Source organism: Bacillus sp. AP50, from assembly GCF_040492675.1.
Classification (GTDB): Bacteria; Bacillota; Bacilli; order Bacillales; family Bacillaceae_G; genus Bacillus_A; species Bacillus_A cereus.
In genome coordinates this window covers 1-13,749 of sequence record NZ_JBEUTW010000191.1, presented here as the reverse complement: position 1 = coordinate 13,749, position 13,749 = coordinate 1, and the positions used below count along the sequence as shown (strand labels likewise).

The window sequence follows — 13,749 nt, the reverse complement described above, 5'->3', positions numbered from 1 at the left end:
CTTTAGGCACTCCTATTTTTATGCTTACTAAATAACTACTTTGTTAAAATGAACACTTTATATTTTATAATTAAAATTTACAGACATAAATACAACCTTTAATCATTTTCTTTAGAGTTATATCAATATAAAAAAGCAATGTATATTATCTTTTCTTTATGCAGAAGTAAGCAAAAAAACTTTATAAAAGAGCACAAGTTTATATAAAGTAAGAACAAACGTCATTTTATTTTAGGTAGGAATTGCACTCCCATAGCAACGGCATTGACTTCAGCCGTATTTCAGAAAAGTCTATTCCTTTTATCACTTCAATCAAAAAAGCCACATTCTAATGCGTGACTATACAATAGAAGAATTTCCGTTTGTTTTACTAGAACATATTGAAGCGGTTTAGTATTGACTTAGAAGACAAAACAAGTTAGCTCAGCTGTCTTAAGACAAATTCGTTAGCTAATCAAAAGTAATGATTAACGAAGAAGTCCCCACTTCAAACAGTCCGCTAGGACATTAAGTGGCGGGTAGTTCACGGAAGCATTATCTACTCAAATGTCCATTTTATTCAACAAAAAGAAAGCACCTGCGCCAGTAGACTCTCTTAATATGATAAGTAGTTTTCAATAAGCATTGAAATAAAATAAGTTACAAACCTGTACTTCGTTTCAATATATGCTTGTCCTTACCAAAAAGTGAAAACAAAAGAGCACACTCTTCCAATAAGTGCTCTCTCTTGAAAAAATATAGGGGAACATGTTGGAAACCGTTCAGTATCATTATATGATGATTCTTCCCAACTATAACTAATATATCCATTGAAAGCGTTTAATCTGTAGTTTTTATATAACAAAGAAAAAAGCATCCATTATGAATACTTTCCTTATCTATACCCGCACAACTCTTTAGACATACAAAACCTAAAAAGAGTCTTATGAAACACGTAATGTAATTTAGATATTTTGTTTAGCTGATTGAGATACCGTCTGTTTTCTTTTCTCTTTTTCGCACTTCAATTATAATCAGTTAATATGCATTCTGTCCTATTGTAATTGCATAAAGCTAAGAAATCCGAAAAGGCCTCAAGACTTTTTGAAAAAACGCTCTGAAGTCATATGATTTTTTCTTTTTTATTAGTAAAAGTCGGTTGTACCCCCACTCCCTATCGACTCAGAGGTAAGACATAAATATTCCTCATTCCCCTTAACTTTTACATATGTTTCATCAAATCTTCAGGAATTGCTTGTGCTTGATTTGGATAGATACGAAACTTATAGGCTTTATTCATTATCATTTGATTCACCTCCATTTCGTTGTATGACCATTACACATCGAACATATATTCGATGGATAGTGAAGTAACACTTTATGTATGACCAACAATTAAGATGGCTCCTTACCATCCCTTGTTCGAAGCCAATTCAACTCCCACCTACTCACTTCGCGTTCCTTGAGGAAGGAGTCTTCTTGGCTAAAATGATAAATCAATATTTGCTTACTTTATTTTTTGCATATAAAAGGTTAAGGAGTTGCATATATTCATCTTCTTGTCCAATATCAAATCGTTTCCCTTTAATCATTTTTCCATATACTTTTTTAGTCATAATTAAAGAATGTATCGCATCTGTTAATTGATATTCCCCCCCAACACCAGGTTGAAGATTTTTTAATAATGGAAAGATATCCGGTGTGAAAACATATCTACCTATTACTGCAAGATTAGATGGAGGATTTACTTTTGGTTTTTCAACAATATTTGTAACATCTATACAATCCCCTTTTACAATATTCCCTGCAATAATACCATACTTTTCTACATATTCATTTGGTACCCTATGAATGCCTATTACACTATTTTTCTTCTCTTTATAAATTTTAATTAACTGGCTTAAAGCGGTTTCTTTATCAGAAACTACAATATCATCTGGTAAAAGTACAGCAAAAGGTTCATTACCAATAAATGTTTCACCTAATTTTATCGCTTCACCAAGCCCTTTCGCATATGGCTGTCTTATATAATGAATTTGAATCTTAGGGACAGTAAGCTCTTTTAACAGATGCGATTTTTTCTCTTTTTCCAAAAAAGCTTCCAATTCTAATGATTGATCAAAGTAATCAACTATTAAATCCTTTCTGCTAGAAAGTACAATTAATATTTGCTCAACACCCGACTTCACAGCCTCTTCCACAATATAATGAATTGCCGGTTTATTACCTATAGGAAACATTTCTTTTGGAATTACCTTTGTAATTGGAAGGCTCCTAGTGCCATAACCAGCTGCTGGAATAATTGCTTTTTTAATCACTAATCTTCTCTCCTTCAATTGTTTATAACAATGTATTCAGCACCCTCTGTACCTGCGCATAATGAAATTAAAAGAGGCCTTTACCTTCTGCCTACTTTCATTGCTTATATGAATAGGCCCTTTTACTTGTCACCAATTTAACTTGTCCATCAATATACTGTTACAACTAGTACTAAGTTTAGAAAGGTGATTAGCATATGAAGATATGTATTATAGGCTCTGGTTATGTTGGTATTACATCAGCAGCAGTATTAGCAGACTTAGGTCATGATGTGATATGCGTAGATAAAGATCAAGATAAAATTTACTCTCTCCAAAAGGGAGAATGCCCCATTTATGAACCAAATTTAAAAGAACTTATTCATAAAAATCGAAAACGATTACAATTTAGTTGTGATATTGATAGCACTATTCGACAATCGCCCATTATTTTTATTGCTGTAGGGACTCCTTCTACATCAAGTGGAAAGACGGATTTAAAATATATCTATTCTGTTATCGATCTACTAGTTCCAGCTATAACATCATATAAAACTATTATTACCAAAAGTACAGTTCCACCGGGTACAAATCAGCAAATATGTGAAAAGCTTATTAAATCTGGTGTTTCATCATCCCTATTCAATATTGTTTCTAATCCTGAATTTCTTCGTGAAGGTTCTGCTGTTCGTGATATGCTCCACCCAGATAGAACTATTATAGGAACCCAAAAAGGTGACAAAAAGTCGTTAAAAATTATGCAGAATATATATAAAGGAATTAGTGCTCCTTTTGTTTGTACTGGTCTAAATGAAGCAGAGATGATTAAATATACATCCAATGCATTTTTAGCTACAAAAATATCATTTATAAATGAAATCGCTCGGATTTGTGATGCATATAACATTGACATTGTTGAGGTGGCAAAAGGAATTGGCCATGACTTTCGAATTAACCCTCATTTTCTTCAGGCGGGACTGGGATATGGAGGATCATGCTTCCCAAAAGATTTACATTCACTCATCTATACAGCAAGTGATAAACACGTAGCGGTTCCTATTTTACAAGCTGTACAATCCATTAACTCCACACAAATAGATCTCTATGTTGAAAAGATTCAAAAAGCTATAAAAAATCCCTTTTCAAAAAAAATAACGGTGTTAGGAATTGCATTTAAGCCAAATACGGATGATATTCGTAGCTCCCTTGCCGTAATACTTCTTGAAAAATTAATTCCTCATGGCTATGATCTACATGCTTATGACCCCAAAGCTCTTCTTCCTCCACATTTAAAAAGACAAGTTACACAGCATGATAACCTAGAAACTTCAATCACAAATTCCGATTGCATTATTATCGCAACGGAATGGGATGAATTTAAAACACTTAATTGGAAACAAGTCAAACAAGTTATGAAGGGACGCACAATCGTAGATGGACGCAATTGCATTGAAAAAGATGAAATAGAAAAATACGGATTACAATATATTGGAGTGGGTCGGTCATGAAAATACTTGTAACAGGAGCCGCTGGTTTCATTGGCTCACATTTGTGTCAAGCGTTACTTAAAAATAGTGCATATCATGTAGTTGGAATTGATCATTTCATCGGTCCTACTCCAGCCACTTTAAAGACAGATAATATACAATCTCTCGAATTGAATTCACGTTTTCAATTCATACAAGAAGATATTTTAAATATAGATTTATCAAAACTATTACAAGATATAGATGTTGTTTATCATCTAGCTGCTATTCCTGGTGTGAGAACAAGTTGGGGAAAAGATTTTCAGACTTATGTTTCAAATAATATAATAGTTACACAGCAGTTGCTTGAATCCTGTAAACACATAAAATTAGATAAATTTATTCATATATCAACATCTTCTGTTTACGGTGAAAAATCTGGCGCAGTTTCTGAAGATTTATTACCTACCCCCCTATCTCCATACGGTGTTACCAAATTAAGTGGTGAACACTTATGTCATGTTTATCACAAAAATTTTCATATACCAATTGTTATTTTAAGATATTTCACAGTTTATGGGCCAAGACAACGTCCTGATATGGCATTTCATAGATTAATTAAACAACTTTTAGAAGATAAACCTCTCACAATATTTGGTGATGGAACACAAACACGCGATTTCACCTATATTGATGACTGTATACGAGGAACGGTGGCAGCTTTAGAGACCAAAAAAAGTATAATAGGTGAAGTTATCAATATCGGTGGAAAGGAACAGGCTTCCATTTTAGACATCATTTCTATTTTAGAAAAAATATCAGGGAAATCAGCAACCAAAAAATTTCTAAAATCAGTTCCTGGGGAACCGAAGCAAACATGGGCAGATATATCTAAGGCCAATACATTACTGCAATATTCTCCAACAGTTTCTCTATCCGATGGGTTGGAAGCAGAATTTCATTATATAAAACAACTATACAAAGGAGATTAGTTTATGAAAATTGCATATATTTGTACAGAAAAATTACCATCTCCAGCAATTAAAGGTGGAGCAATTCAAATGATGATTGATGGGGTGTCCCCCTATATAAGTCAAGATTATGAACTTACTATTTTCTCTATTTCAGATCCAAGTCTTCCAAATCAAAAAACACAAGATAATGTCAATTACGTGTATTTACCTCAAAAAGAATATGAACAGCATGTTATAAGAACACTCCAAACCAATGCCTTTGATATTATACATGTCTTTAATCGCCCTAAAAATATACCTCTATATAAACAAGCTTCCCCACACAGTAAATTTGTATTAGGTCTTCATAACGATATGTTTGCTGAGCATAAACTATCCATTTATGAAGGCAATCTTATTCTTGAAATGGTTACCGCCATTGTGACCGTTAGCAACTATATTAAACAAACTGTGATTGAAAGATTTCCACAAGCTGAAGAAAAGATTTCTATTGTTTACTCTGGTGTAAATTTAAAACAATCCCCCTCCATCTGGACACCAACAGGACAAAAGATAAGAAATGCATATCGTACAAAATACGGTATCCAAGATAAAAAGGTGATTTTATTTGTTGGTCGATTATGCAAAAATAAAGGACCTGACTTACTCATTCATGCTATGAAGAAAATTATTCAAACACATAAGGATACGGTACTTGTAATTGTTGGTGGTAAATGGTTTAGTGATAACCGAGTAAATAAATATGTTAAAAGACTATATAAAATGGCTAGGCCAATTAAAGAACACGTAATTTTCACCAAATTTATTCCTGCAGATCAAATTCATAATATTTTTCTAATGGGGGATATATTTATATGTAGCTCACAATGGAACGAACCATTGGCACGTGTTCATTATGAAGCAATGGCTGCTGGAATCCCAATTATTACAACAAACCGTGGGGGAAATGCTGAAGTTATAACAGATGAATATAACGGCTGCCTAATAGAACAGTATAATAATCCAATGGAGTTTGCCAGACTTGTCCACGCTTTGCTATCCCAACGAGAATTTGCACAATGGATTGCTGAAAACGGAAGAAAGGTTGTAGAAGAAAACTTTACATTTAAACATACAGCCACAAAACTTGATCAGGTATATAAACAAGTCGCTGAATCTACAAATCAACCTTCTAAAAACTTATTACGCCCTCTCAAAATTCAAATCATTTAAAATACCATTATTATCCACTTTGTTTAGGTCCACAAAATTTAAACATAGAGCTAAATAGAATTAAATATTTTTGATACAAATACAATTTTCTTTCCGTACAAAATTTTTTATAGGATAAACTCGATGGAGTAAAAATGCTACGCTAATCTTTTCCCCATTTCTTTAACCAGATGATTTAATATAACAAGGAAACAATTAAATACAAAATGACTAAAAATAATTGTTCTCGCAATTAAGATTTTTTATCCTTGATTCGGCCAAATGCAAATTTGTATACCTTATCGATTGATATGGATTGCCTCTCATTTCCTTGTGAAATTTCTCTACTATAAAATAAAAATATAGGCTAATGCCTACCTAGGGTCAATCCATTCCTATATTTAAAGGTTCACATTTTCACCTATTATATATGTAGAGAGCAAAAAACGCTTGGGGAAACCAAGCGTTTTTAAGTATCAATTATTTTATGCGTCTTCTTCTTCGCCCTCCTCGTCTTCTTCGTCTTCTTCGTCTTCTTCGTCTTCTTCGCCTTCGTCTTTTTCGTCCTCTTCTTCGTCTGTAAAAGTAATTTCTGTTTCATCAACATATTGAATTTCAACCTCTACACCATTATGCATGCCTGATTGTATTACTTCAGCTAGAGATTTTAGAACTTCTTGTAAATCATCACCAGGATTAACACTAAAGCCATTCTCAACATCTAGTTTTATTTTTGCTCTTTTCACATCAGCCATTTACCTAACTCCTTTCATATAGATTTATATATACTATGTTGAAAGAGTATAAAAAGATTAATATATTTGCGGAAGTTTCATTAATCGTTCTCCTTAGCGTTATTTACCAATTTTGATACCCATGGACCTTTTAATGGATGATCAGGAGTAATAATAGTGACTTTTATTTTTGGCTTTTCTATTTGCGTTAAAACGATCTCATTTAATTCCTCACTTTGTTCTTCCAGCTCTATTACATCTTGAATCTCTTTATCTTGTACGTCATCAATCATTGTAGTTTTTGGTGGTAACTTCTCTTCTAAATCTAGCAATCCGATTTTGGGCAACTCCTCTAATTCCACTTCCTTAATAATCGCTAAATTCTCTAGCACCGAAGATTCATTTAGTACAATATTTTTTTGCTGCTCATACTCTGACAATTCCCATCCCATTGGCCCAGGTGGAGAAAATACAAATTTCTCTAAATCTAAAATAGGGATTACTATCTCTTCTTGTTCTGAACTCATTTTATTTCCCCCCACTATTGCTCTTGATTTCATGATAAATATCAGAAAAATTCCGTAAAAATTCTTCCTTAGAATCTTCAAGTGCAATAATATTTTGCAATGCCCAAATATACTTTTCGTCAGACCACGAACGCTTTTGTCCTAAATAGTATTTATGTGCAATTGAACAGAATAAGTGAGGAAACGATAAATCAGTCCAAAGAACACGAAATTGTTTTTCTGAAAAGGAATTTTCCGAATTATATGCACTCAACATATGAATAGCTAAATTAGTATCCCAAACTGACATTTTTTTCATTACTTTATTTAAAATAATACGTAGGTCCCTCACTGGTAAATCACTTGTAATAGAATGTAGCTCTTTCATAAACATAGCATCATCTATTTCTGTAAACCTCGCTAAGGTAAAATCTTGCTGACAAAAACTATTAGATGCAATAACTTCTTTTGTCCATTGGTCATAATATGGATCATTTAGTTCTTGTAATGCTTTCTTTCCACGTGCTAACATCTTATCAACATACTCTAAAAACATAGTTGAAAATACATCATCTGGAAAGGAAAGTGCAATTCTTTTGTTTCCTTCTAACTCTTGTAATTTCCATCTATACAATTTATGCCATTTTCCTAATCTACTCCGAATTTTACTTTCTTTCATCGGAATATATCCTTCCGATGCTTGATGGAATTTACCTGCATATATTAGTACCTTCTCTAATTGTTCTTTATTATAATAAATGACTTCTTTCCCTTGATGCTTATCATATAGTACATACGCATACTCATTAGATCCAATACAAAAGCCCCCTCTTTTTGTTTTATGAATTTTTGTAATTGGCAATCCATTTTGAAGGAGATGTAAATGTGCTCCAGCAATAAATAGCATCCTTTTGGGGTGCATTTGTGCTTGTTTTAATATTTTTAATCCTTCTTCTGTTTCAACTTCCCACATTGTTCTCCCACTTCTGCTTGATTGTAAAAAAATATTACTTATTTCAAATGGATAAAAGCTAAGGACCTTTTTTAAATGTTCACTCTCTAATCCAGTTGTTTCTTCCACCTTTAATCATCCCCTTCTTAAAATTTATAAGATTTCCCCATACACTTTCATTAAATCCTTAGCAACTCGGTTCCAATTAAATTCTTTTTCAACCTTACTACGTCCATATTTCCCTAACTGTTTTCTTTTATTTTCGTTATTTAAAAGATTAATTATCTTTTCTGCATATGCATCAGGGTTTTCAAAGTCATTGACAATATATCCATTTTTTCCTTCTTCAATTACTTCAGGATTACCACCTCGGTTACTCGTAATTATTGGTAAACCTGCTGCCATTGCTTCATAATGCACCCTAGCAAGGGGCTCTTGCCACTGTGAAGAGCAAACAAAAATATCTGACATAGCATAAAGTGTTGAAATATCCTTTGGCTTAACAAATTTAATAAAGACTACATGTTCTGGAAACATAGCGCCTAAGGTATATAAGTGTTTTACATAATTATTTACATTGTTATCTCCAAACCATTTTGAACCAATAAAAACCATTACAATGTCTGGATTTTCCTCAATTATTTTAGGAAGAGCTTGTAGCAAAATATGAGGACCTTTTACTTTACTCAAGCGTCCAACAAATAAAACTATTTTTTTATTTTGTAAATCCAACTGTTTTTGCACATGACTTTTAACTTTTGTTCCATTCACTGTCCACGAAGGATAGTACTCATTTACATCTACACCAGAATATACTGTTCTCGTCTTTGCTTTTGCAGCTTGAAAGCGCGAGGTAATTGTTCTTCCTATATAATCACTAACTGTTACAATTTTTGAAACAGCTGCAATACATGCTTCTCCCTCTTCATCACTTATCTTTTCATATGCAAACATTTCATTATGCACACTTAACACAAATTTCGTCTGTGGTGCTGCCTCACTTAAAATTGTAATCCACTTTGGACGATTGCATAAATGAACTACATCATATTTTTCCTGTTTCAAATGTTTAATAACATAATGGAGATATTCCTCTTCTGGAAACCGTATATACCTTACGCCTTTGTCTTTTTCTTCTGGTTTCAAATTTGGATCTGTTATAGAAATAACTGTCACATTTTTTCCATTTGAAGCAATAATGGAAGCAACAGAATCTATATAAATTTGAATAGCTCCACCTCGTACAGCTGGTACAGGTAGCTTTTCAGTCGAAATTATGGCTATTTTCATTAAAACGCCTCCCTGTTTCATAAAAATACAACCTTCTTCATATGTTACGAAAAAAACTTTGTGTTTGTGATTTATCGACCATTTTTTCATCCTTTATTATGAAAATTAGTCAATAGTACTTTTTCTCCTTAAAGGCAAATGGCTAGAACAAAAATGGTCATGTACCATACAGTAATAAGAGAGCATAAAAGGATGGTGATATATGTGGAGAATAACAATGAAGAAGCGGTGTATACATTATCGCCCGAAGAGGAACAAAAACTAGTAGAATTGGCAGCGACAATGATCCAGCATTGGGATATTCAAGCAACTACAATCGAATTAATACAAGGTGGACAACTGGCCTTAGTATGGAAAATTCAAACTGCAGATGGACCTTTTTGCTTAAAGAGAATTCATCGCCCCGAAAAAAAAGCTCTATTTTCCATTCACGCTCAAGATTATCTAGCCAACAAAGGCATGCGTGTTCCAAGCATAATTCCAAGCAAATTGAATCAGTTGTATACAAAGCATGGTCCATTTTTATTTGTTGTTTATGATTGGATTGAGGGAAGACCATTTGAGCTTACAATGCAAGAAGATCTTGAAATGATTATGAAAGGGTTAGCAGATTTCCATGTAGCCTCTATTGGCTATAAGCCCCCACCAGGAATACCTATATTTACCAAACTAGGACGTTGGCCCAATCATTACATTAAAAGATTTCAACAGATGGAGATTTGGAAAACTTTATCTGCAACTATGCCAGATGATCCATTTTCACAGCTATACTTGGCCGAAATTGATACGTTTATTTTAGAAGCAAAACAAACGCACCAAAGACTATTGGAATCTGAATATACTAAATGGACTGATGAATTACAAACATCCCCAAATTTATGTCATCAAGATTATGGAACAGGAAATTCCTTATTAGACCCAAGTAATCAAATTTGGGTAATTGATTTAGATACGGTTTCTTACGATTTACCTATTCGAGACTTGCGTAAAATGATTATTCCTCTATTAGATACAACTGGTGTTTGGAATGAAAACCAATTTAAAATTATGATTAACGCATATGAGTCAGTTTCTCCTTTAACAGCTGAGCAGAAGAAAATTATGTTTATTGATATGTTATTTCCATACGAATTGTATGATGTAATTCGCGAAAGATATGTTAGAAAGTCGCCTTTACTTGCTGATGAACTTGCTGGGGCTATGGAATATGAAAGGATTAAGTCAAAAGCTTTAAATATATTAATAGAGGAACTTTAATACGCAATACTAAGAGTTCTAGTGTAAAAATTACCATTATTATTAATAAAGAAAATAGTTTTGTTGCATGCATCATTTTATAGTGACATAGAACTTATAAAGACGGTTCTGGTGCAAAAAGAAAATAAAGCGCATAGATTCCTAACGTTGTTCTTAACTCTTTCGGAAGAACAATCCACCCTAATTCATCTATTCTTCGTTTAACACCTGTTGACTTCATGTTAATATTTTTAGTTACTACTCACATATGAACAAGCGGATTAAATGATGTTTTTCCGGTATCATCTGCATGCAATACTACAATTAAGCCTTTGTGTAACACATGGAACCAAATCACGCTATAAAGCATTAGCGGACATTAAAAACGGCGAAAATGACTAAAATTATATAGATTTTTGGGTACACAAATGATTTTTGACCGCACGCTTCTCGTTTTTTGATTTCACAATGTCCTATAAGTATCATTAGCGGACATCATAACACTCAAAATCGGTCTTTTATATCCACTAATATATGAAATGAATATTCGCTAATACTTAATGTAAGTTTTGGTTCCGTTGCTACACAGACAACTATATCCTATCTAATGACTGTGGTTGCAATATCAAACACTAAAATCAAAACATCTTTTTATATCGTTTTAAGGATTTTATTTCCTCGTATTCCTTCATTCTCTTGTAAAATGTCGCTTTCTTCATGCCAGCCTTGTCCATGTATTCAACAGCGTTGATCTTTCCTACCTTCCATTCCTTGCTATCCTCTTGCATGTACCAAACATTAGAATTGAAATCTTTGAGATTACTGTTTCCTTAACTATAAAGAAAACGCTAAACTTCATATATACTTCTGAGGATGTTATGTAATACTAATTGGTTTTTATGATAATTATTCGTAAGTGGATAATTCACTACGCGCCTCGCCTATTGTATCCCTAGCAATTCTTAACGCTTTTAAACATTTTCCTAATTTCGCTAACTCTGTTTGGCTCGCAGCATTTCCATAGGTTGTCTTAACAAATTGCAAGTTATCCATCGCCTTTAATCAATAGTTAGAGGATATATATCTATGCCCTCTTATTGCTGATTGGTGTTAGAATTGCTGCTCCCACAAGCAGAATATCTGAAAAACACTCGTAGGGGTAGCACCACACCGCTATCAAGCTAAAAAAATACAACTACCCCAGAACAAGATTTTTTGCTAATTTGTAATAAAAAAGCTCATTTTTTCGTTTTAGGGCTGATTTGTTTTCTTAAGTTGATGGATGTGGGGTACCGCCACATCGCTATCAAGATACCAAAACAAAATACCCCATAAAATGAAAAAATACGCTATTCTTTCTGTAGAATCATAGGAAAGGATGGCGTTTTTGTATGTCTATTTCTGTATCTGATGAATTACAACTATTTGCTCAAGAAATTCAAAAATTCTTATCTCCAAATATCTTACGAGATCTTGCTAGAGATGTTGGTTTCGTACAACGAACCAGTAAATACCAAGCAAAAGATTTAGTCGCTTTATGTGTATGGATGAGTCAAAATGTCGCTACAACTTCTTTAACCCAGTTATCTAGCTGTTTAGAAGCATCGACAGAAGTGCTCATCAGTCCTGAGGGACTGAATCAACGATTTAATAAAGCGGCTGTCCAATTTTTACAACACATATTATCTGAACTACTAAACCAAAAATTGGCCTCATCTATACCTATTCCTTCTCCATATACTTCTGTTTTCAAGCGTATTCGTATTTTAGATTCAACTGCATTTCAACTTCCAGATCCCTTTTCATTTGTTTATCCAGGTGCAGGAGGATGCAGCCATACAGCGGGGGTGAAGATTCAGCTAGAGTATGATCTATTAAGTGGCCAGTTCCTGCATATCCATACAGGTCCAGGTAAACAACATGATCGAACCTACGGTTCCAACTGTGACAGCGAATGATTTATGTATCCGAGATTTAGGGTATTTTCATTTGAAAGATCTTAAACATATACAAGACCAAAAGGCTTACTATATCTCTCGTATCAAGTCGAATACACGTATTTATCAAAAAAATCCCAATCCTGATTATTTTCAAGATGGAAGAATTAAGAAAGGTACAGAGTATATTCAGATAGATATGGAGGGTTTAATGAGCTCTCTTCAACCAGGACAAACATGTGAAATAGCTGACGCTTATGTAGGAATGACTGATAAAGTGCCGACTCGTGTGATTGTTCATCGACTAACAAAAGAACAACAACAAAAACGATTACACGATCAAACTGTAAGAGAAAAAAAGAAAGGAATGAAGTATTCTGCTCGTAGTAAACGACTTAGCGGTATCAATGTATATATGACAAATACCTCTATAGATATTGTCCCGATGGGACAAGTACATGATTGGTATTCTTTACGTTGGCAAATCGAGCTTTTATTTAAAACGTGGAAATCATTCTTTCATATTCATCATTGTAAAAAGATAAAACGAGAACGATTAGAATGCCATTTGTATGGGCAACTGATTGCCATTTTACTTTGTTCTTCTACCATGTTTCAAATGCGACAATTGCTTCTTATGAAAAAGAAACGAGAACTGAGTGAATATAAGGCCATATATATGATTAAAGATTACTTTCTTCTTATTTTCCAAGCTATACAGAAAGACACCCAAGAGCTATCAAAGATTTTAATTCGCCTGTTCAACCTCCTACAGCAAAACGGGAGAAAATCTCATCGATATGAGAAGAAAACAGTCTTTGATATATTAGGTGTCATTTACAATTGTACCATGTTTGATAATCAAGCGGCTTAAATCAAAAAATTGAAACCCATTAGGGTTTATTTCGTATGCAAATCTTTAAATTCCCTACACGTAGCTTTTAAAAAAAGAAACAACCTCTACTATAATTAACGTTTTATGGTCTTAGCTTGATAGCGATGTGGCGAGACCCCTTTTAAGGTAGGAATTTTAAATTTATATTTTTAAATATTTGAATGTTTTAAAAACAGTCTGATCTATACTAAAATGAATATGATATGAAAGATTGCTGATATATTTGCTATTGTAAAAGTAGTATTGATGGAATTATGTTGGTTCAAGTTAAAGCAAAAGACATCTATTAAGG

Annotated in this window: 11 protein-coding genes and 3 pseudogenes; 6 read left to right on the top strand and 8 right to left on the bottom strand. The window is 33.3% G+C overall.

Features of this window, described 5'->3' with window-relative positions; translation table 11 throughout:
- Positions 1-239: 239 nt before the first annotated feature.
- Positions 240-394, top strand: a pseudogene (locus tag ABWK52_RS15965) (DNA repair protein); the annotation flags it as partial.
- Between the two features lie 807 nt (positions 395-1,201).
- On the opposite strand, the gene ABWK52_RS15960 reads toward ABWK52_RS15965, so the two are convergent.
- Positions 1,202-1,285: a helix-turn-helix domain-containing protein gene (locus ABWK52_RS15960; RefSeq protein ID WP_323755007.1), complete on the bottom strand. Its 84-nt coding sequence runs from the start codon at positions 1,283-1,285 to the stop codon at positions 1,202-1,204.
- A gap of 190 nt (positions 1,286-1,475) precedes the next feature.
- Positions 1,476-2,297 (bottom strand): UTP--glucose-1-phosphate uridylyltransferase, encoded by an 822-nt coding sequence (locus ABWK52_RS15955; protein WP_000591181.1) that lies wholly within the window; start codon positions 2,295-2,297, stop codon positions 1,476-1,478.
- 197 nt (positions 2,298-2,494) lie between these two features.
- Between ABWK52_RS15955 and ABWK52_RS15950 the strand changes: the two genes are divergently transcribed.
- From ABWK52_RS15950 to ABWK52_RS15940, 3 genes are read left to right on the top strand one after another with little or no spacing between them, the layout of a single operon-like run.
- Positions 2,495-3,784, top strand: coding sequence for a UDP-glucose dehydrogenase family protein (locus ABWK52_RS15950; protein ID WP_044585218.1), 1,290 nt, complete (start codon positions 2,495-2,497; stop codon positions 3,782-3,784).
- A complete protein-coding gene (locus ABWK52_RS15945; RefSeq protein WP_086423099.1) occupies positions 3,781-4,734 on the top strand; it encodes an NAD-dependent epimerase/dehydratase family protein in 954 nt (317 codons plus the stop codon). Before ABWK52_RS15950 ends, ABWK52_RS15945 begins: the two co-directional genes overlap by 4 nt.
- A 3-nt stretch (positions 4,735-4,737) precedes the next feature.
- On the top strand, positions 4,738-5,928 hold the full coding sequence (locus ABWK52_RS15940; protein WP_000686383.1) for a glycosyltransferase family 4 protein: 1,191 nt from the start codon (positions 4,738-4,740) through the stop codon (positions 5,926-5,928).
- A gap of 464 nt (positions 5,929-6,392) precedes the next feature.
- Here the strand turns inward: ABWK52_RS15940 and ABWK52_RS15935 are convergent, their stop codons facing one another.
- From ABWK52_RS15935 to ABWK52_RS15920, 4 genes are all read right to left on the bottom strand, one after another.
- Positions 6,393-6,662 (bottom strand): hypothetical protein, encoded by a 270-nt coding sequence (locus ABWK52_RS15935; protein ID WP_353771992.1) that lies wholly within the window; start codon positions 6,660-6,662, stop codon positions 6,393-6,395.
- Positions 6,663-6,742: 80 nt separating this feature from the next.
- Positions 6,743-7,168, bottom strand: coding sequence for a hypothetical protein (locus ABWK52_RS15930; protein ID WP_000093658.1), 426 nt, complete (start codon positions 7,166-7,168; stop codon positions 6,743-6,745).
- Between the two features lies 1 nt (position 7,169).
- Positions 7,170-8,228 carry a spore coat putative kinase CotS gene (cotS, locus tag ABWK52_RS15925; protein WP_000393190.1) on the bottom strand — a complete coding sequence of 353 codons (1,059 nt, stop codon included), beginning with the start codon at positions 8,226-8,228 and terminating at the stop codon, positions 7,170-7,172.
- Between the two features lie 24 nt (positions 8,229-8,252).
- Complete coding sequence (locus ABWK52_RS15920; protein WP_098541683.1) at positions 8,253-9,389, bottom strand: glycosyltransferase family 4 protein; 1,137 nt, start codon at positions 9,387-9,389, stop codon at positions 8,253-8,255.
- Between the two features lie 153 nt (positions 9,390-9,542).
- Here ABWK52_RS15920 and ABWK52_RS15915 point away from each other — a divergent pair, with 153 nt between their 5' ends.
- On the top strand, positions 9,543-10,646 hold the full coding sequence (locus ABWK52_RS15915; protein WP_044585215.1) for a CotS family spore coat protein: 1,104 nt from the start codon (positions 9,543-9,545) through the stop codon (positions 10,644-10,646).
- 136 nt (positions 10,647-10,782) lie between these two features.
- On the opposite strand, the pseudogene ABWK52_RS15910 reads toward ABWK52_RS15915, so the two are convergent.
- Positions 10,783-10,866: pseudogene (locus ABWK52_RS15910) on the bottom strand (sporulation protein); the annotation flags it as partial.
- A 665-nt stretch (positions 10,867-11,531) separates the two neighbouring features.
- Complete coding sequence (locus ABWK52_RS15905) at positions 11,532-11,669, bottom strand: hypothetical protein (RefSeq protein WP_161494515.1); 138 nt, start codon at positions 11,667-11,669, stop codon at positions 11,532-11,534.
- Between the two features lie 347 nt (positions 11,670-12,016).
- On the opposite strand from ABWK52_RS15905, the pseudogene ABWK52_RS15900 reads away from it, so the two are divergent.
- A pseudogene (locus ABWK52_RS15900) lies at positions 12,017-13,436 on the top strand (IS4 family transposase).
- Positions 13,437-13,749 lie beyond the last annotated feature (313 nt).

What these genes read in the sequence shown, in the direction of transcription:
- ABWK52_RS15960 (WP_323755007.1), bottom strand. Translation starts at nt 1,285, where the DNA reads ATGATAATGAATAAAGCCTATAAGTTTCGTATCTATCCAAATCAAGCA.
- ABWK52_RS15950 (WP_044585218.1), top strand. Translation starts at nt 2,495, where the DNA reads ATGAAGATATGTATTATAGGCTCTGGTTATGTTGGTATTACATCAGCA.
- ABWK52_RS15945 (WP_086423099.1), top strand. Translation starts at nt 3,781, where the DNA reads ATGAAAATACTTGTAACAGGAGCCGCTGGTTTCATTGGCTCACATTTG.
- ABWK52_RS15940 (WP_000686383.1), top strand. Translation starts at nt 4,738, where the DNA reads ATGAAAATTGCATATATTTGTACAGAAAAATTACCATCTCCAGCAATT.
- ABWK52_RS15935 (WP_353771992.1), bottom strand. Translation starts at nt 6,662, where the DNA reads ATGGCTGATGTGAAAAGAGCAAAAATAAAACTAGATGTTGAGAATGGC.
- ABWK52_RS15930 (WP_000093658.1), bottom strand. Translation starts at nt 7,168, where the DNA reads ATGAGTTCAGAACAAGAAGAGATAGTAATCCCTATTTTAGATTTAGAG.
- ABWK52_RS15920 (WP_098541683.1), bottom strand. Translation starts at nt 9,389, where the DNA reads ATGAAAATAGCCATAATTTCGACTGAAAAGCTACCTGTACCAGCTGTA.
- ABWK52_RS15915 (WP_044585215.1), top strand. Translation starts at nt 9,543, where the DNA reads ATGGTCATGTACCATACAGTAATAAGAGAGCATAAAAGGATGGTGATA.